Origin of the sequence: Kitasatospora sp. NPDC058190, from assembly GCF_042883685.1 — a bacterium.
Lineage (GTDB): Bacteria > Actinomycetota > Actinomycetes > Streptomycetales > Streptomycetaceae > Kitasatospora.
On record NZ_JBHVVI010000016.1, the window covers coordinates 79105 to 97356 of the forward strand.

Sequence of the window (18252 nt, forward strand, 5' to 3'; positions counted from 1 at the left end):
AGTCACCATATCTCCGACCCGGGTTTGTCCTGAGGGAGCAGTGCCGGTTGCTTGTCGTACGGGATGATGTTGGCGTGCAGACCCCGGAACGCGCCCAGTCGACGCCCCTGAGCCCCGCCAGCCGGACCCTGGCCGACGAGCCCCGCCCCGGTCCGGACCTCACCGTGATGCGCAAGCACTACACCCACGAGGGCCTGGTCGAGGAGCGGCTCGCGCCCGAGCCGATCGGCCAGTTCACCCGCTGGTTCCTCGACGCGGACGACGCCGGGGTGGTGGAACCCAACGCCATGGTGCTCTCCACCGCCGACGCCGAGGGGCGGCCCAGCTCGCGCACCGTCCTGCTCAAGGGCTACGACGCGCGAGGATTCGTCTTCTACACCAACTACGGCTCCCGCAAGGGCTCCGAGCTCGCCGCGAACCCGCACGCCGCGCTGCTCTTCCCGTGGGTCGCGCTGGCCCGCCAGGTGATCGTCCAGGGCCGGGTGGAGAAGGTCGGCCGGGACGAGACCGCCGCCTACTTCCGCACCCGCCCGCACGGCTCCCAGCTCGGCGCCTGGGCCAGCGAGCAGTCCAGCCCGGTCAGCGGCCGGGACGTCCTCGAACAGCGCTACGCCGAACTGGAACGCCGCTACCCCGAGGGCGAGGGCGTCCCCGTTCCGCCGTTCTGGGGCGGCTACCGGGTGGTCCCGGAGAGCGTCGAGTTCTGGCAGGGGCGCGAGAACCGCCTGCACGACCGCCTCCGCTACCTCTCCGACCCCTCCCGCCCGACGGGGTGGCGGGTGGAGCGCCTCTGCCCGTGAGGGCGGGGCGGCTCCGGCCGTCAGCCACCTGGCCGTTTCCCGCGCTGCGATGACGCGCGACTGACGGTTCGTCAGTGTTAGAGTGCTGCCCGCGCGGACCAGGTCGGGTTTCTCCGGCCGGTAGCCTGCTGTGCCGGCACGATCGAGTGAGGGACTGATGGGCGTCACCGGTGTCGAAACCACCGCTGGACTCGGCTCCGACCTGGTCGACGTCGCCGCCCTGCCGCTCGACGAACTCGATTCTCTGCCCGACACCGTCCTCGGTGATCTGCTGCGCCGGGTCGTGGCGGAGGCGCTGACACCCGGCGCGGAGCCGCTCGCCGCCTTCCAGTCGGCGCTCGAACGCCAGGCTCTCCCCGCTGACCGGCCGCTGACCGCCGGTTAAACCCCCGAGCCAACCGAATTTCACCCAACTTTGCAGTTTGCCGGTGGAGTTCACGACATGCTGGGTACTAGACCAGCGCCGCCGTGGCACCGACCGGCTCGGGGGGACTCAGGTGATCGAACGGGAACAACGGCCGTACTTCTTCTTCAGCTACGCGCGTCGAGACTTCATGGAAGACGCCTTCGTCGACCAGTTCTTCAACGACCTGCGGGACGAACTCGGCCGCATCCTCGGCCCGGCCGTCCAGGCCGACGAGCTCGCCTTCCGTGACACCGAGCAGCTGCGCCTCGGCGACGAGTGGGCCGAGAAGCTGGCGCTGATGCTCGGTCGCAGCCGGACCATGGTCGCGCTCTACTCGCCCGCCTACTTCGCCAGCCTGTACTGCGGCAAGGAGTGGACCGCCTTCCGCGGCAGGGTCCGGCGCCACCACGAGGACACCGGGGAGCTGGTCTCGGCGCTGGTCCCGGTGCTCTGGGAGCCCGTCACGCCGAGCGAACTGGCCGGCGAGGTCACCAAGATCCAGTGGGCCCAGCCGGACATGGGGGACGCCTACGCCCGCCACGGTCTGCGCGCCCTGCTGCGCACCGCCCAGCAGGACGCCTACCGGCAGGTCGTCAGGGTGGTCGCCGGGCGGATCCGGGACGCGGCGGTGCGGCGGCTCGGCGACCTGCCCGAGTTCGACCTCGACGCCGTCCGCGGCTACTTCCCCGGGCCGGACGCGCCGGCGTCGGCCGAGCCCGGCATGGTGCGGCTGTTCATCGCGGCGGGCCGGGTCTCGGAGGCCGCCGCCGCGGGCGACGCCTGGACGGGCGGCCTGTACGGGGCCAGGCCCTGGCACTGGGCGCCGTACCACCCGCCCGTGCAGCCGTCGCTGGCCTCGCGCGCCCAGCGGGTGATCACCAACGCCGGGCACACCACCACGCTGGAGGAGATCGGTCCGGGCCTCGGCGAGAAGCTCGACCAGGCCCGCGAGGACAGCCAGGTCAGCGTCCTGCTGGTGGACCCGTGGGTGACCGACAGCGAGCGCTACCGGGCCGCGCTGCGCGAGTACGACGAGCAGAACCATCCGGTCACCGGAGTGGTGGTCCCGATGGGCAGCAGGGACCCGAACGGGGAGCGCGAAATGCCGTGGACCGGCGTACGCGGCGTGTTCCGCCGCAACTGGTTGCGCCGGAGCGACCTGGAGCACTTGTTCCGGGTGAAAGTGAATCAGGAGAGCTTCGATCGCGACCTCACCATCATGGTGACGGTTGCCCAGAACAAGCTGATGGACGACAACTTGGATTGGCGGGACGATGGCGAAGGCGCCTTCGGCCTCGGATCCGGTGGCGACGCCTTCGGCCTCGACGGCGGACCGGACATGCCCGGGCTGTCCATCCCGGCCGGCCCGCCGCCCGGTCCGCGTCAGAGCCCGCCCACGCGACGCGAGCCGGATCCGGACCCGAAGGAGATGCCCGGCCAGCGCCGGGGCGGCCACGACGGTTCCGTCCCGCTGAGGGGAGACGAGGACGATGACCATTGAGCCCGGCGCAGAGCCGGAGCGTGGCGGACCGGGTTCGGTCGTCACGTTCTACTCGTTCAAGGGCGGCACCGGCCGGACCATGGCGCTCGCCAACGTCGGCTGGATCCTCGCCAGCCGGGGCCTGCGCGTCCTGGTGGTCGACTGGGACCTGGAGGCACCCGGCCTCCACCGCTACTACCACCCGCTCCTGGTCGACCCCGAACTGCACGCCACCGACGGCCTGATCGACCTGCTGCGCACCTACGTCAGGCAGGCGCTGCCCACCGCCTCCGGGCCGGCCGGCCAGTCCCCGGCCGCCTGGCTGGACGAACCCGGCCGGCTGGACGGCTACATCTGCGGCCTCGCCCTCGACCTGCCGCCCGGCGGCCGGCTCGACTTCCTGCCCGCCGGCCGCCAGAACGCCGCCTACGCGGCCGCCGTGACCAGCTTCAACTGGCGCAGCTTCTACCACGGCCGGGACATCCGCGGCGGCGAGTTCCTGCGCGGGCTGCGCGACCGCTGGGCCCGCAGCTACGACTACGTGCTCATCGACAGCCGTACCGGGGTCAGCGACACCTCCGGCATCTGCACCGTCCTGATGCCCGACACCGTGGTCGACTGCTTCACCTTCAGCGCCCAGAACATCCGCGGCGGGGTCGACGCCGCCCGGGCCATCGCCGAGGCCGAGGAGCGGGCGATCCGCGTCCTGCCGGTGCCGATGCGGGTCGAGGACGCCGAGCAGGAACGCCTGGAGGCCGGCCGGGACTTCGCCCGCGAGGCCTTCGCCCCCTACCTCGGCCGCTGGCTGCCCGGGGACCGCCGAGCGGCCTACTGGGCCGACGTCGAGGTGCCGTACAAGCCGTTCTACGCCTACGAGGAGGTGCCGGCCACCGTCGCCGACCGGCCGCAGGAGGCGCGCAGCCTGCTCAACGCCTTCGAGCGGCTGGCCGAATGGGTCACCGACGGCCGGGTCCGGTCCCTGCGCCCGCTCAGCTCCGAGTCCCGCCGCCGGCTGTACGGCGCCTACCTGCGCTCCGCCCGCGCGGTCCCCCGACAGGTCTTCGTCAGCTACGCGCCCGAGGACCGGATGTGGGCCGAGTGGGCGGCCAACGCCCTCACCCGCTTCGGGTACCAGACCTCCCTGCACAACGCCTCCGAGCCGTACACCGGCCAGCGGCCCCCGGAGGTCGCCGGACCGCTCGACGGGCAGGGCCGGCTGCTCGCGCTGCTCTCGCCCGAGTACACCGCGCTGCCCCGCGCCGCCGAGGCCTGGCAGCTCCTGCAAGGCCGCGAACTCGCCTCCGGCGCCTCGGCGTTGGTCGCCTTACGGCTGCAGGACTCGGACGAGCCGGTGCCCCGCCCGTTCATCGGTCAGGCGGTGCCCGACCTCGTCCGGGCCTCCGCGACCGGCGCCGAGGCCCAGCTGTACGCCGAACTCGGCCCGCCGCCCGGCAGTAGCCGCCAACTGGACTCCGACAGCGGCGAGTTCCTCGCCCCCGCGCTCTTCCCCGGCACCGAGCCGCAAGTCCAGGAGGCGCCCTCGCGCAACGCCTCCTTCATCGGTCGCGGCAAGCTCCTCGAACTGCTCCGCAACCGCTTCACCGGAGGCCCGGGCGCCGTCCTCAGCCAGGTCCTCTACGGCTTCGGCGGCGCCGGCAAGTCGCAGATCGCCGCCGAGTACGCGCACCGCTTCAAGTCCGCCTACGACGTCATCTGGTGGGTGCCGGCCGAGGAACCCGCCAACATCCCGCAGAAACTCGCCGAACTCGCCCCGCGGCTCGGCGTGCCCACCAGCGACGACGTCGCGCACACCGCCGCCGCCGTCCTCGACGCGCTGCGCCGCGGCCGGCCCTACCGCCGATGGCTGCTCGTCTTCGACAACGCCGGCACTCCCGAGGAGCTCGCCCCCTGGCAGCCGGTCGGTTCCTCCGGCGGGCACGTCCTCATCACCTCCCGCAACCAGGGCTGGGCCCGGCACGCCGGCTTGGTCGAGGTCGACGTCTTCCTGCGCGAGGAGAGCGTCCGGCTGCTGCGCCGCTTCAACAGCGGCCTCTCCCCGGAGGACGCCGACCAGGTCGCGGACCGCCTCGGCGACCTGCCGCTGGCCGTCGGCCAGGCCGCCGTCTGGCTCCAGGAGACCTCGATGCCGATCGACACCTACCTCGGACTGCTGGCCGAAGAGCTCACCGAGATGCTGGAGCGCACCAGGCTGCGCCCCACCGACTACCCGCACTCCGCCGCCGCGACCTGGCGCATCTCGGTCGAGGAACTGCGCCGGATGAACGCCCCGGCCGCCCAGATCCTGGAGATCTGCGCATTCTTCGGCCCCGACGCGATCCCGATGCGGCTGCTCTACAGCCGGGCCGTCACCCGCGCCCTGCGGCTGCCTCCGCGCATGCCCCGCGACAAGCTCGCGATCGCCGAGTTCCTGCGTGCCAGCAACCGGTTCGGACTCGCCCGCACCGACCAGGGCAGCGAGACGATCACCGTGCACCGGCTGGTCCAGGCGGTGCTCCGGGACCAGGTCGAGGAGGACCGGCAGGCCGAGCTGCGCGCCGTCGTCCACGAGGCCCTCGCCACCGCCAACCCCGGCGACCCGGACGCCCCCGCCAACTGGGCCGAGTACGCCGCACTCCTGCCCCACCTCTGGCCGTCCGGCGCCGTCGACAGCGCCGACGAGGACGTCCGGCAGTGGATCATCGACTCGGTCCGCTACCAGTGGAAGCGCAGCCTGCACGAGTCCGGCCGGGAGCTGGCCGAACGGACCCTGGAGCGCTGGCGCCAGGACGGCTACGGCGGGACCGACTTCGACGTCGACAACGACGCCCAGACGCTCACGCTGCGCACCCAGCTGAGCAACATCCGCCGCTCCCAGGGCGCCCTCCAGGAGGCGTACGAGATGGACCGCGACATCCTGGAGCGCATCACCGCCAAGCTCGGCCCCGAACACTCGCACACCCTCGCCGTCGCCAGCAGCCTCGGCGCCGACCTGCGCTTCCTCGGCCGCTACGACGAGGCCAGGACGCTCGACCGCCGCACCCTCGACGCGGCCCGGCGCACCCTCGGCCCGGACCACCCGCGCACCCTGATGATCACCAACAACCTCGCCGTCTCCGACTACCTGGCCGGTGACCGCTACGCCGCCCTGGAGCGGCACCGCAGCAACTACCTCCAGCAGCGCAGCACCCTCGGCGCGCACAGCCTGTACACGCTGTCCTCCGCCTCCAACTACGCCCGCGACCTGCGCGAGACCGGCCGGCTGCGGGAGGCCCTGGACCTGCTGGAGGAGACCGTCCGGACGTACCAGCAGACCATCGGCGACAACCACACCGACACCCTGCGCGCCCGCAAGAACCTCGCCGTGGCGCTGCGCCGGGCCGGGCGGTACACCGAGGCCCTGGAGATCGACGAGGACATCTACCAGCGCTACCTGGACATCAACGGCCCCGAGCATCCGGACACCCTGGCCGCCGCCACCAACCTGGCCAGCGACTACAACGCGCTCGGCGACACCGACCGGGCCATCCCGCTCGCCGAACGGGCCCTCGCCCGCTACCGCGACTACCTGGGCGAGAACCACCCGGTGACGCTGGCCGGCGCCAACAACCTCTCGGTCTACCTGCGGCTGGCCGGCCGCCTGGCCGAGGCCCGGGAGCTGTCCGGGCGGACCCTCTCGCAGTTCCGGGCCGTCCTCGGTCCGCACCACCTCTACATCCCGATCGCGATGATGAACCACGCGAACGACCTGGCGCTGGGCGGGGAGATCCGGGCCGCGCTCGCCCTGGAACAGGAGGCGGCACCGCTGATGACCGAGGCGCTCGGCCCGGACCACTACGACTCCATCGGGATCAACTCCAACCTCGCGCTGTCGCTGGAGGCGGTCGGGGAGACCGAGCGGGCCGCCGAACTGCGGGAGGACTGCATCCGCCGGGCCCAGGTGACGCTGGGGGAGAAGCACCCGACCACCGTCGCCGTGAAGGCGAAGGCGCGACTCGACTCGGACGTGGAGCCTCCGCACGTGTGACGGACGGTCAGTGATGTCGCCGGGGCGGTGCTAGGTTCACGGGCATGGTGCCGTTCCGGCAGTTCCTGCTGAAGATCCACAGTCGGTGCAACCTGGCCTGCGACTACTGCTACATGTACGAGAGCGCCGACCAGAGCTGGCGCGACCGGCCGCGGCGGATGGAGCTGGCGACGGTCCGCCGGACCGCCCGGCGGATCGCCGACCACGCGGACGAGCAGGGGATCGACGAGGTCTCCGTGGTGCTGCACGGCGGCGAACCGCTGCTCGTCGGCGCCGCTCATCTGGACGCGCTGCTGGCCGAGTTGGCCGCCGTCGGGCCACGGGTGCGGTTCAGCCTGCAGACCAACGGGCTGCGGTTGCTGGACGAACCCGCGCTGCTCGACGTGCTGCACCGGTACCGGGTCGGCGTCGGGGTGTCGCTGGACGGCGCCCGGGCCGACCACGACCGGCACCGGCGGTCACCCTCCGGTGCGGGCAGCTGGGCCCGCACCGCGGAGGCGGTGCGGCTGCTCGGCTCGGACCGGCACCGGGAGCTGTTCGCCGGGCTGCTCTGCGTGGTCGACCTCGCGGCGGACCCGGTGGGCACCTACGAGGCGCTGCTGGAGTTCGCGCCGCCCCGGCTCGACCTGCTGCTGCCGCACGCGACCTGGCAGACACCCCCGGTGGGGGTGCGCAGGGTCCCGCCGTCCTCGCCGCCGTCGGGGGACGAGCCCGCGCCGTACGGGGAGTGGCTGATCGCCGCCTTCGACCGCTGGTACGACGCCCCGTACCGGGAGACCGGGGTCCGGTTGTTCGAGGAGCTGTCCGTGCTGCTGCTGGGTGGCCGGGCGGCCAGCGAGGCGGTGGGGCTGGCCCCGGTCGACCTGGTGGTGGTCGAGGCGGACGGCACCATCGAGCAGGCGGACAGCCTCAAGGCGGCGTACGACGGCGCCGCCGCGACGGGCCTGGACGTGTGGCGGCACGGCTTCGCGGACGCCGCCGCGCACCCGGCGTTCCGGGCCCGCCAGCGCGGCTTCGCCGGGCTGGGACCGGTCTGCGCGGCCTGCCCGCTGGCCCGGGTCTGCGGCGGCGGCCTCTACGCGCACCGGTACGCGGGTGACGGGTTCGCTCACCCGTCCGTGTACTGCGCGGACATGGACCGGTTGATCCGGCACATCGCCGGCAGCCTCCGGGCCGGGGTGGCGGAGCTGGCCGGGGCGGGGCGCGGGCGGCCGCGGGGATGCTAGGCCGTTCGGGTCATGCACGGGCCCGGACCGGCTGAGCCGTCGTCGCGCGGGGAGACTGCGGGCGGACACGGCGGGTTACTGCGAGGAAGGACGAAGCGGTGGCGGGTACGGGCGAGGTGGTGGCGGCCGGGGTGCCGGGCGCGCGTGGGGCGGACGGGCTGCCCCGGCACGGCGTGGACCGGGCGACCTTCCGGGCGATCGCGGGCGCGCGCGGCGGTCCGGAGGCCGTCCGGCTACTGCGCGCCGGGCAGTTGAGCAAGCGGGCGCTGCTGCTGCTGGCGCTGCGCCGGGCGGCGCCGCAGGACGAGGGGTACCGCGAGGCGTACGGGCAGGTGCGCGCCATGCAGCGGGACGACCGGTCGAGGTGGGAAGAGGTGCTGCTGCGGCCGGAGTTGGACGCCTGGGCGGCCGACTGCCTACGCGCGTTGTCGGGCGGCACAGCGGTGTCCCTGGACGGGCTGGGCGAGTTCGTCCGGGCCGAGGCGGGCCCGGCGCTCGCGCTGGAGTGCGACGGGCTGCGCTGGGAGCCGGTGGTCGACCACGTCGGGCCGCGTCGGGTGGACTTCGGGCGGCCCCCGGCCGGGCCGCTGTCGCCCGGTGAACTCTCGCTGTGGCACGAGCAGTTGGCCGAGGCCTGGCGGATCCTGGTCCGTCGCCACCGCCGGCACGCGCAGGCCCTCGCGGCCTGCGTCGGCACCGTCGTCCCGCTGCGGCCCGCGCCCGGCGGGGAGGGGGTCAGTGCCGCCGCCCGGCGGGCGTACGGGGCGGTGGCGGCCTCGCTGCCGGGGGATCCGGCGCTGCTCGCGCTGGCCCTGGTCCACGAGTTCCTGCACGTCCAACTCGGCGCCCTGCTGGACCTGGTGCCGCTGCACCGGCCCAACGGACCGGTGATCTACCACGCGCCCTGGCGGACCGATCCGCGTCCGGTCGGCGCGCTGTTGCAGGGGACGTACGCGCACCTGGGCGTCGCGTCCTTCTGGTGCGCCGAGGCGGCCGCCGGGGGAGCTGGAGGGGCCCGCGCGGAAGGCGAGTTCGCGCGCTGGCGGCAGCACACCCTGACCGCTGCGGAAACCCTGTTGGCGTGTGGCGAACTCACCTCGCAGGGATCGGAGTTCACCGAGGAGTTGGTCCGTTCCGTCCGCGAACTGGACGGCCCGGATCCGGGTGCCTGAACGCATTCCGCCATCCGGGCGCCGGGCGGGTGTCCCGGGGCCGCTGCCGCGCACCGGCGCGCGTCTGTGCGGAGGCGGGTCGGCGGGCTCGAACACCTGCTCCGATAACCGCGCTTCGGCGGGCGCAAAGGCGAAGTGTGCGACCGCTGAACGGGTGAATTCTTGGGGTTCCGGGCGCTGTGGTATGGCGTCGACTGGCTGGGCAGACCAACTTGAGGAGGCAAGGTGCCGCGCGGAGCCCGCGCGGGCACTACATTGGTCGCAACCGGGTGACCTACCCGCACTCGGCAGGTCCTAACCGCGTCTAAGGAAACGAATATGACTCCGGTAACCAGCACCAGGCCGGCCGGCAACCTCGCTGACACTCAGGAGACGCCGGAACGCCCGTCCCTCGCCGAACTCGCCGCACTGGGCGCCGAGGAACTCGCCGCCCGACTGCAGCGCGCTCTCCCCGGCGTGGAATCCGGCCTCGTGCCGGTCGCAGCCTTCAACTCATCGATCTGACCCGGCCCCGGAACACCGAACGGACCCCTGGCCGAGCTGAACCTGCCACACCTATGACGACGCGAATTCCGGTGCCACTGACGCAATTCGTGGTCAAGATGCACAGCCGGTGCGATCTCGCCTGCGACCACTGCTACGTCTACGAGCACGCGGACAGCAGCTGGCGCTCCCGCCCCAAGGTCATCGGGGACGAGATCCTGGCCAAGGCCGCCGAACGGATCGGCGAGCACGCGGCCGCCCATCGGCTGTCCGCCGTCCGGGTCGTCCTGCACGGGGGAGAGCCCCTGCTCGCCGGCCCGGACCGGTTGCGCCGCGCCGCCGAAGCGCTCCGGGCGGCACTCCCGCCCGGCTGCGCCCTCGACCTGCGCATCCACACCAACGGCGTGCTGCTGAGCCGCGCCTTCCTCTCGCTGTTCGCGGAGCTGGACGTCAAGGTCGGCATCTCGCTGGACGGCGACAAGGCCGCCAATGACCGCCACCGACGCTTCGCCGACGGACGCAGCAGCCACCCGATGGTGCTGCGGGCGGTCGCGCTGCTGAACGAGCCGGACCACCGGCACCTGTTCGCCGGGCTGCTGTGCACCATCGACATCGAGAACGACCCGGTCGCCGTGTACCGGGCGCTCGCCGAACTCCAGCCCCCCGCCGTCGACTTCCTGCTGCCGCACGCCACCTGGGAGGACCCGCCGAAGCGGGTCCCGGGCGGCGGCGAGACCCCGTACGCCGACTGGCTGCTCACCGTCCACAGGCTGTGGGAAGCGGACCGGCGACCGTTCGCCGTGCGGACCTTCGAGTCCGTGCACCGGACCCGGCGCGGGCTCTCCAGCCTCACCGAGTCGCTCGGCCTGGAGCCCTCGGACCTGGCGGTCCTGGAGACGGACGGCACCTTCGAGCAGGTCGACAGCCTCAAGACCGCGTACGACGGCGCGCCCGCCACCGGGCTGAACGTCTTCGAGCACAGCCTCGACGACCTCGCCCTCCACCCCGGCATCGTCGCCCGCCAGGCCGGTCTGGCCGGGCTGAGTGCCGACTGCCGTGCCTGCCCCGTGGTCCGCTCGTGCGGTGGCGGGCTGTACGCCCACCGCTACCGGGCGGACACTGGTTTCGACAATCCCTCCGTCTACTGCGGTGACCTCATGACGCTCATCAACGGCATTGCGGGAGGCGGTGGTTCGGCCCCGGTGCCCGCACAGGGTGGCGAGCCGCTGCTGCTGGCCGCGCTCGCTCCGGATCAACTCGACGAACTGGCCCGGGGGTACGGAGGGGCCGATACGGTTGCCGCCCTCGGGCGCTCCCAACTCTCGCTGACCCGCGCGATGCTGGCCGCCGCCTGGGACGCGTCCGGGCAGGGGCGATCCGAGGCGTGGGGGCTGCTGTCGGAGCTGGATGCCGCGAAGGATCCGGCCGTGGACGCGGTGCTGGCGCATCCGTACACGCGGGCCTGGGCGGCGCGGAGCCTCGGCGGTGACCTGTCGGTCGGGCTCGGGGAGTTGGCGGCGCTGGCCGCCGCGGCGGCGGTGCGGGCCAGGCGGGGGGACGCGGTCGCGGTGCCGGTGCGGGGCGGGTGGCTGCACCTGCCGACGCTGGGGCGGATCGCGGTGCCGGACGGGGAAGCGGTGGTCACCGGGCTGGCGGACGGGTTCGAGGTGCGGGCCGCCGACGGGTCGGTGTTCACCTCGTACGACCAGCCGCTGCGGCGGGTCCGGCTGGCGGGCGGGTGGACGGTCGCGCTGGAGGACGTCGACCCGCTGCGGAACAGCCACGGCCACGCGGTGGCCGGGAGGCTGTCGGGCGGCGAACTGCTGGGCTGGACGGGTGCGTTGCGGGAGGCCTGGGAGCTGCTCGGGCGGGACCTGCCCGGGTACGCGGAGGGCATCCGGGCCGGGCTGACGACGGTGACCCCGCTGCGGCCCGGGCCGGCGGGGCGGGACGTCAGCTCGGCGGCCCGGCAGGCGTACGGCGCGGTGGGCATCGCCCGGCCCGCGACGGCGCCGACGCTGGCGTTGCTGCTCGCGCACGAGTTCCAGCACGTGAAGCTGGGCGCGGTGCTCGACCTGTTCGACCTCTACGACCAGGCCGACGACCGGCTCTACTTCGCCCCCTGGCGGCCCGATCCGCGCCCGCTGGAGGGGCTGCTCCAGGGGACGTACGCGCACCTGGCGGTGACGGAGTACTGGGGCACCCGGACGGCCGCGTACGACGGGCTGCCGGGCGAGGCCGCCGACCGGGCGCGGGCGCAGTTCGCGCTCTGGCGGCGCTACACGGCGGAGGCGGTCGAGCGCTTGGCCGAGTCGGGGGCGCTGACGGCGCTCGGGCGGCGTTTCGCCGACGGGATGCGGGAAAGTGTTTCCCCGTGGCTCGCGGTGTCGCTGCCGGCGAAGGCGGAGCGGGACGCCGAGCGGGCGCGCCGGGAGCGTGACCAACTCCGCCTCACCGAGGCCTGATTCGCAGGAGCCGCTGTGTTGGCTGTCGCCGCCCTCGCCGATCGGTTCGCCCGGCTGGGAGTCCGCCCGGGCATGGTGCTGCACGTCCAGGCGTCGCTGCGAGCGCTCGGGCCGGTCGAGGGCGGGGCGGGCGGCGTGGTCGACGCGCTGCTCGAAGTCCTGGGGGAGGAGGGGACGTTGGTGGCCTACACGGCTACCCCCGAGAACTCCTCCACCTCGCGGATCTACCAGGCCGCCGTCGCTGGGCTCTCCCCGGCCGAAGTCGACGCCTACCGCGCGCGGATGCCGCGCTTCGACCCGACGACCACCCCGGCGTCCCCGACCATGGGCGCGCTCTCGGAGGCCGTCCGCAGCCGGCCCGGCGCCCTGCGCAGCGCCCACCCGCAGACCTCCTGGGCGGCGGTCGGGCCGCTGGCGGGGGAGATCACCGGGCACCACCCGCTCACCTCCCACCTGGGGCCGGACTCCCCGCTCGGGCGGTTGTACGACCTGGACGCCCGGGTACTGATGCTCGGCGTCGAGATGGCCCGCTTCACCCCCTTCCACCTCGCCGACCTGCGCCAGCCCGGCGTGCGGGTCCGCGAGTACCGCTGCGTCGCCCCGGACGGGTGGATCAGCTTCGAGGCTCCCGACCTGGACGACCTGCACTTCGGCGACCTGGGCACCCGCGTCCTCGCCGCCGCCACCGGCGTCACCACGGCCCGCATCGGCACCGCCGACTGCCGCCTCGTGCCGGTCCGGGAGGCCGTCGACCTCGCCGACCGGTTCCTCCGTACCTGAACGCTCCCGCGAAGGTCGGACTGCGGAGAGCCGTGTCACGCAAAGGAGCCCCCGCCGGCCTTCACCGGGCGGGGGCGGGGGCAGGGTCGGTCAGTGGTCGAGGTCGATCGTGAAGCGCCTCGTGCCCGGAGCGATCGTGTCGGCGTGGATCATGCCACGAGCCCGGTCGAAGTCCCCGGTGCCGCCGGTGATTCCGTTGTCGAACGAAGGGGGAGGGCCCGGGTTGAGGAACCCGATGACCATCCCCTGCGAGGAGAGCTGGCCGCCCGGGAGGTTGTAGGTCACGACGCACTCCTCCACTCCGCCGTTGTCGACCTGGGTGGTGGTGCAGGTGCCGCCGGTTTCGCCGACCTGGTTGCCGTCCTGGTCGAAGAGGATCGAGCGGAAGACGGCCCGATCGCCCTGGGCGGGGGCGCCGCCGGGGTTGACGGGGAAGCGGGTCTCCTCCGCGAGCCGGCCGATGAGGGTGAAGACCCGGCCTCTTCCCTTGGCGTGGGCGGAGTCGGTGTCCGTCGCGGCGGCGGCCGCGACAGGGGCGCAGGCGAGAAGAGTGGCCAGCGCAGTGGCCGTACCGAGACAGGCTGCTCTGAGGGGGCGCATCGTGTGGCTCCTGAGGTTGATGTCCGCGGAGGTCGAATGACGAACCGTCATCCGATCGCATTCATAACCTCGGCTCTGTCGCCGCCCGGAACGTCCGGCGCGACCCACCGGCAGATCCGACCGATCGGACCAAGCCGGGATTCGAGGCGGCCGACGGCTGACGGCTACTGGCTTTGCCGCCACTCGGCCCGGGTGAGCTCGTACTCGACCTCGCCGTGCTCGGAACCGGGGATCACGTCCGGCCAGTCGCCGGTGAAGTTTCGCAGGAACGACAGGCCGGACTTCTCCATCACGCGCCGGGAGCGGGTGTTGACGGCCATGGTGTTCGCCGTGACCCGCTCCACTCCGAGGTCGGTGAAGCCCTTGTCGATCAGCTCCCGGGACCCTTCGGTGGCGTAGCCCTTGCCCCAGGCGGCCTGGTTCAGCCGGTAGCCGAGCTCCACGACGGCGGGGCTGTGCTCGTCGAGGGGGCGGAACTCGAACCAGCCCAGGAAGGCGCCGGTGGCCTTCTCCTCGGCGGCCCAGAAGCCACGGGTGCCGAAGCACGGGTAGTCGTGGCGGAGGCGCGGCAGGATCCTCGCCCGGACCGTCTCCAGGCTGGTCGGCTTGCCGCCGTTGATGAAGCGCATGACCTCGGGGTCGTTGTCCAGCGCGAAGAGGTGGTCGGCGTCGGTTTCGGTGAACGGGCGTAGCACGAGGCGCTCGGTCTCAAGGAAGACATGCATGCCGCGATCTTGTCCGTTCGTCATCGGGCAGGCCACCGGATATCCGCTCCGAGGGTGTCTCCGCGGTAGCGTTCACTCTTCATCCATTGCAACGAGCTGAACGGTAGTTGTTGCATTCGATTCACGCCCACTGCAACGATTTCACCGCATCCACCTGCAGAGATGGCATTTTGACGCAACGATGGTGTTGCCAGATGCGCGAACGCAACGTAGCTTTTCCGTTGTCGAAAACGACGGGCCGACAAGGGGCCCGCCGCCGGAGAAGGAGAAGCAACCATGCAGAAGTTCGCCACCACCGCCCCGATCGCCGCCGTCCTGGACATCCCCGCCGGCCGCGTCCAGTTCATCGCCGCCGACCGCACCGACACCACCGTCGAGGTCCGCCCCGCCAACCCCGGCAAGAACCGCGACGTCCAGACCGCCGAACAGGCCGTCGTCTCCTACACCGACGGCGTCCTGCGCATCCACACCGCCGAGCCCGCCAACAAGCTGCTCGGCCCCGGCGCCGTCGAGGTCACCGTCCAGCTGCCCGCCGGCTCCCGCGTCGAGGCCCGCACCGACAGCTGCGAACTGCGCGTCGTCGGCCGCCTGGGCGACGTCGACTTCCAGGGCGCCTACCGCCAGACCAAGATCGACGAGGCCGCGAGCCTGCGCCTGAAGGCCGTCGACGGCGACATCGAGATCGGGCGCCTCACCGGCCCCGCCACCATCAGCACCGCCCGCGGCGACATCCGCGTCACCGAAGCCGTCCGCGGCACCCTCACCCTGCGCACCGAGATGGGCAGCATCACCGTCGGCGCCGCCGCCGGCACCTCCGCCTCCCTCGACGCCGGCACCAGCCACGGCCGCGTCACCAACTCCCTGCGCAACGACGGCACCACCGAGCTCGACATCCGCGCCACCACCAACCACGGCGACATCACGGCCCGCAGCCTCTGACCCGGCATCCGCCCCCCGTACCCCTCCACAGCGAGAGAAGGAACCGCCATGAGCACCATTGAGCCGCTCGCCGCCCAGGACCGCCCCGAGCTGCAGAAGGCCGTCCAGGACTTCGTCGACGCCGGCTTCGCCGGGGTGCAGATGCGGGTGCACGACGAGCGCGGCGAGTGGGTCGGCAGTGCCGGGGTGCACAAGCTGGGCGAGAGCGCCAAGCCGTCGACGGACGGGCAGTTCTGGGTGGGCAGCACCACCAAGACCTTCGTCGCCGCCCTGGTGCTGCACCTGGTGGCGGACGGCTTCATCGGGCTGGACTCCCCGGTGGCCGAGCACCTGCCCCGGTTCGGGCTGGACGAGCGGATCACCGTGCGGATGCTGCTGCAGCACACCAGCGGCGTCTACAACTGCACCGGCGAGTTGGACGAGGAGGGGACCTTCGTGCCCGGGCTGCCCTCGATCGGCAAGCCGTGGGTGGACAACCGGCTGCACAGCTACCGGCCGGAGGAGCTCGTCCAGTTCGCGCTGTCCCAGCCGGCGCGGTTCGAGCCGAGCGCCGACCAGAGCTACTCCAACACCAACTACACGCTGGCCGTGCTGCTGGTCGAGGCGCTCACCGGCCACTCGTACGCCGAGGAGATGGAGCAGCGGATCCTGCGGCCGCTCGGCCTGCACGGCACCGTGGTGCCGGGCGACTCGCCGGACATCCCCGGCCCGCATGCCCACGGCTACTACCGCTACCAGGACGGCGAGGAGTGGAAGGTGGTCGACGTCGCCCGCCAGAACCTCTCGCTGCTGATCGGCTCCGGGGACATGATCTCGACCACCCGGGACCTGCAGACCTTCTTCTCCGCGCTGCTCGGCGGCAGGCTCCTGCCGGCCGCACTGCTGGCCGAGATGCGGACGCCGCACGGGATGCTCGGCTACGGACTGGGCCTGTTCGTCCAGGAGTTGGGCCCGGACGACGGCGACGTCACCATCGTCCACCACAACGGCGGCGCCCCCGGCGGCTACGGCGCGCTGATGATCGCCACCCCGGACGGCAGCACCACCCTGACCGCCGGACTGACCACCGGCGACTCGGATGCGGACCCGGCCCAGGAGTTCCCGAAGGCGCTGGACCGGCTGATCAAGGCGGTGTTCTGCTGACCCTCCCCCTTTGCCCGGCCGCCCGTCGCCGCTTCGGCCCCGCCGAAGCGGCGACGTTGTGTTGGAGCCCTTCGGCGGGGCCTGTGCCTGACGGGCGGGGCTCAGCGGCCGGGCTTGTACTCGCGGTTGTCGCCGACGACGGCGCCGAAGGCCTTCCCCACCCACTGGGCGCAGTTCTTGCAGGGCGGTGCGACCTTCCCGTTCACGTCAACGGTCTTAAGCAGGTAGTACTTGGGGTTGACCCCCTTGCCGACCATCTCCGCGTAGAGGTGCGCCTCCGCGCAGTTGTGCGCCGGCCAGCCCTCCAACTGCTTGATGTCCGCCCATGGCGGTCGCCACCCCTGACCGACGGGGGTCCCCTGGGCCTCCTCGGAGAGCTCCTTGGCCTCCATGGTGCCCCGCTGATCCCGCGAGAAGCTGTCGTAACCGCTCGTCGCCGAGAAGATGTCGGAGTCGCGCTTCTTCCCGCCCTTGCCGTTCTTCTGGTTCAGCGGGGTCGCCGTCGCGAACTTCGTCGAGGGCTTCTGCACGGCGACCTTGTCCATCTGGGCGTCGAGGGTCTTCTTGCCCTTGGCCCGCTGGATCGCATGGCCCACCGCGGCATTGCCCACGGCTCGCTGGAGAGCGGTGGCCGTGGCCGGTGTGATGTGTGCGCCGGCTCGCACCGGAGGGGCTTCGGCCGAGGACGTCGCACGATTGCGCGGCCGCGACCGAGCCTTGAGCTGCTCAGGCTGCCTTCCGTAGTCACGCGCGCCCACGAGAACCCCTTCCGGTCGTCCGAACTCCCGCCACCAGCCTGGTGGTTGGTTCACGACCGTGGGAAGGCCCGTGAGGGCAGCGTTCGCTGCCCTCACGGGCCGGGGGTCAGGCGACGAAGTGGTCGAACTCGCCGGCCTTGGCGCCGTTGATCCAGGCGTTGAGCTTGGCGCGGGTGGTGGTGACGATGTGGGTGGGGTCGTCGGACTCGCGGATGTAGACGACGTCGCCCTCGGAGGCGATCTCTACACAGTCGGCCTTGTCGCCGCTGAAGCTCGACTTCTGCCAGTTGAGTTGGCTCATGGCTATCTTCCCTGGAGCTTGTAACGAACGTGCTGGATCAAGCCCAGCGAATCGCGCTGGGTGGATGACGGAGAGCGCGTAGCGGAATGCAGGGGAGGTAGCGCCAGGCCCCTGATCCGCTCGAACTTCCGTCGGAATGCTGCCACGTCCTCAGGGTCTCCCAAGAAGTACGAGCTGTGCGGCTGTTCCAGCAGAACGGTGTCCAGGCGTGCGTGAGCTCCGCGCATCAGGACGAACGGTGTCTCGGTCGACGAGTAGGTGGTGCAATCGAACGGGAGGATCTGGATCGTCACATGTGGCAACCTGCTGACTTCGATGAGGTGGTTCAGCTGGTCGCGCATGATGGTCGGTCCCCCATACATCATGTGCAGGGCTGCTTCATGGATCACCGTGCGGAACGGCGGTGCGTTCTCGACGGTCAGAAGTTCCTGGCGACGCTGGCGGAACTCGACCTTCTTCTCCGCGTAGTCGTGGATGACCTCGCTGTATGCCTTGGTCTGCAGGAGCCCGGGGATCAGCAGCGTCTGGTAGCTGTCCAGGGCTGTCGCGCTGGCCTCGAACTCCGCGAGATCGAGTGCGCTGGGGACTACATGAGGCTTGAACTCGGTCCACCAACCCTTCCCGGTGCTCTCGCTCATGGACGTGAGGCCAGCTCGGTACTCGGGGTCCGTTACCTCGCAGAGGTCGAGCCAGGTCTTCAGGCGCTCAAGTGTGAGGCCAATCCTGCCGGCCTCGATGTGGCTGATGTTCGGGCCCTTCACGCCCAGAGCCTCTCCGACTTCTGAGGCCGAGAGTCCAGCGGCATCCCGAACTCGGCGGAGCTCCTCGCCGAGGCGCCGCTGCCGCTCGTTGATCCCACTCCTGAAGCCCATGGGGCATGCCCTCCTCGCAGACCGTTGCCTACGGAAAGTATAGGTACATGTGCGGACCGTGTTGAAAACTTCCAGTGG

16 protein-coding genes are annotated in these 18252 nt (G+C 72.0%); 11 read left to right on the plus strand and 5 right to left on the minus strand.

The genetic code is table 11. From position 1 onward, the window contains the following. Nucleotides 1-167 precede the first annotated feature (167 nt). The 9 genes from pdxH to ACFVWU_RS10460 all read left to right on the plus strand — a co-directional run bounded on the left by pdxH (nucleotide 168) and on the right by ACFVWU_RS10460 (nucleotide 12836). Nucleotides 168-800, plus strand: a complete 633-nt coding sequence (pdxH, locus tag ACFVWU_RS10420; RefSeq protein WP_387617881.1) for a pyridoxamine 5'-phosphate oxidase — start codon at nucleotides 168-170, stop codon at nucleotides 798-800. 157 nt (nucleotides 801-957) lie between these two features. After that, nucleotides 958-1185 carry an FxSxx-COOH cyclophane-containing RiPP peptide gene (gene fxsA, locus ACFVWU_RS10425; protein WP_387617807.1) on the plus strand — a complete coding sequence of 76 codons (228 nt, stop codon included), beginning with the start codon at nucleotides 958-960 and terminating at the stop codon, nucleotides 1183-1185. Nucleotides 1186-1297: 112 nt separating this feature from the next. Then, nucleotides 1298-2707 (plus strand): TIR-like protein FxsC, encoded by a 1410-nt coding sequence (locus ACFVWU_RS10430; protein ID WP_387617809.1) that lies wholly within the window; start codon nucleotides 1298-1300, stop codon nucleotides 2705-2707. Next, nucleotides 2697-6710, plus strand: a complete 4014-nt coding sequence (gene fxsT, locus ACFVWU_RS10435) for an FxSxx-COOH system tetratricopeptide repeat protein (protein ID WP_387617811.1) — start codon at nucleotides 2697-2699, stop codon at nucleotides 6708-6710. Before ACFVWU_RS10430 ends, fxsT begins: the two co-directional genes overlap by 11 nt. Nucleotides 6711-6754: 44 nt before the next feature. Further along, nucleotides 6755-7936: an FxsB family cyclophane-forming radical SAM/SPASM peptide maturase gene (locus ACFVWU_RS10440; protein ID WP_387617813.1), complete on the plus strand. Its 1182-nt coding sequence runs from the start codon at nucleotides 6755-6757 to the stop codon at nucleotides 7934-7936. A gap of 98 nt (nucleotides 7937-8034) precedes the next feature. Beyond that, nucleotides 8035-9108 carry an aKG-HExxH-type peptide beta-hydroxylase gene (locus tag ACFVWU_RS10445; protein ID WP_387617815.1) on the plus strand — a complete coding sequence of 358 codons (1074 nt, stop codon included), beginning with the start codon at nucleotides 8035-8037 and terminating at the stop codon, nucleotides 9106-9108. Between the two features lie 318 nt (nucleotides 9109-9426). After that, entirely contained in the window at nucleotides 9427-9612 is a 186-nt protein-coding gene (locus ACFVWU_RS10450; protein ID WP_387617817.1) for a hypothetical protein, read from the plus strand. 71 nt (nucleotides 9613-9683) lie between these two features. Continuing rightward, a complete protein-coding gene (locus tag ACFVWU_RS10455; protein ID WP_387617819.1) occupies nucleotides 9684-12056 on the plus strand; it encodes an FxsB family cyclophane-forming radical SAM/SPASM peptide maturase in 2373 nt (790 codons plus the stop codon). Between the two features lie 18 nt (nucleotides 12057-12074). Then, complete coding sequence (locus ACFVWU_RS10460; RefSeq protein WP_387617821.1) at nucleotides 12075-12836, plus strand: aminoglycoside N(3)-acetyltransferase; 762 nt, start codon at nucleotides 12075-12077, stop codon at nucleotides 12834-12836. A gap of 90 nt (nucleotides 12837-12926) precedes the next feature. Here ACFVWU_RS10460 and ACFVWU_RS10465 read toward each other — a convergent pair whose 3' ends face one another. After that, a complete protein-coding gene (locus ACFVWU_RS10465) occupies nucleotides 12927-13436 on the minus strand; it encodes a hypothetical protein (RefSeq protein ID WP_387617823.1) in 510 nt (169 codons plus the stop codon). Between the two features lie 164 nt (nucleotides 13437-13600). After that, entirely contained in the window at nucleotides 13601-14161 is a 561-nt protein-coding gene (locus ACFVWU_RS10470; protein ID WP_387617825.1) for a GNAT family N-acetyltransferase, read from the minus strand. Between the two features lie 276 nt (nucleotides 14162-14437). On the opposite strand from ACFVWU_RS10470, the gene ACFVWU_RS10475 reads away from it, so the two are divergent. After that, nucleotides 14438-15100 (plus strand): DUF4097 family beta strand repeat-containing protein, encoded by a 663-nt coding sequence (locus ACFVWU_RS10475; RefSeq protein WP_387617827.1) that lies wholly within the window; start codon nucleotides 14438-14440, stop codon nucleotides 15098-15100. A gap of 48 nt (nucleotides 15101-15148) precedes the next feature. Beyond that, nucleotides 15149-16243, plus strand: a complete 1095-nt coding sequence (locus tag ACFVWU_RS10480; protein WP_387617829.1) for a serine hydrolase domain-containing protein — start codon at nucleotides 15149-15151, stop codon at nucleotides 16241-16243. A gap of 101 nt (nucleotides 16244-16344) precedes the next feature. Here the strand turns inward: ACFVWU_RS10480 and ACFVWU_RS10485 are convergent, their stop codons facing one another. The 3 genes from ACFVWU_RS10485 to ACFVWU_RS10495 all read right to left on the minus strand — a co-directional run bounded on the left by ACFVWU_RS10485 (nucleotide 16345) and on the right by ACFVWU_RS10495 (nucleotide 18174). Next, nucleotides 16345-16839 (minus strand): hypothetical protein, encoded by a 495-nt coding sequence (locus ACFVWU_RS10485; protein ID WP_387617831.1) that lies wholly within the window; start codon nucleotides 16837-16839, stop codon nucleotides 16345-16347. A gap of 268 nt (nucleotides 16840-17107) precedes the next feature. Further along, nucleotides 17108-17302 carry a DUF397 domain-containing protein gene (locus ACFVWU_RS10490; RefSeq protein ID WP_387617833.1) on the minus strand — a complete coding sequence of 65 codons (195 nt, stop codon included), beginning with the start codon at nucleotides 17300-17302 and terminating at the stop codon, nucleotides 17108-17110. Between the two features lie 2 nt (nucleotides 17303-17304). Next, a complete protein-coding gene (locus ACFVWU_RS10495; RefSeq protein ID WP_387617835.1) occupies nucleotides 17305-18174 on the minus strand; it encodes a helix-turn-helix domain-containing protein in 870 nt (289 codons plus the stop codon). Nucleotides 18175-18252 lie beyond the last annotated feature (78 nt).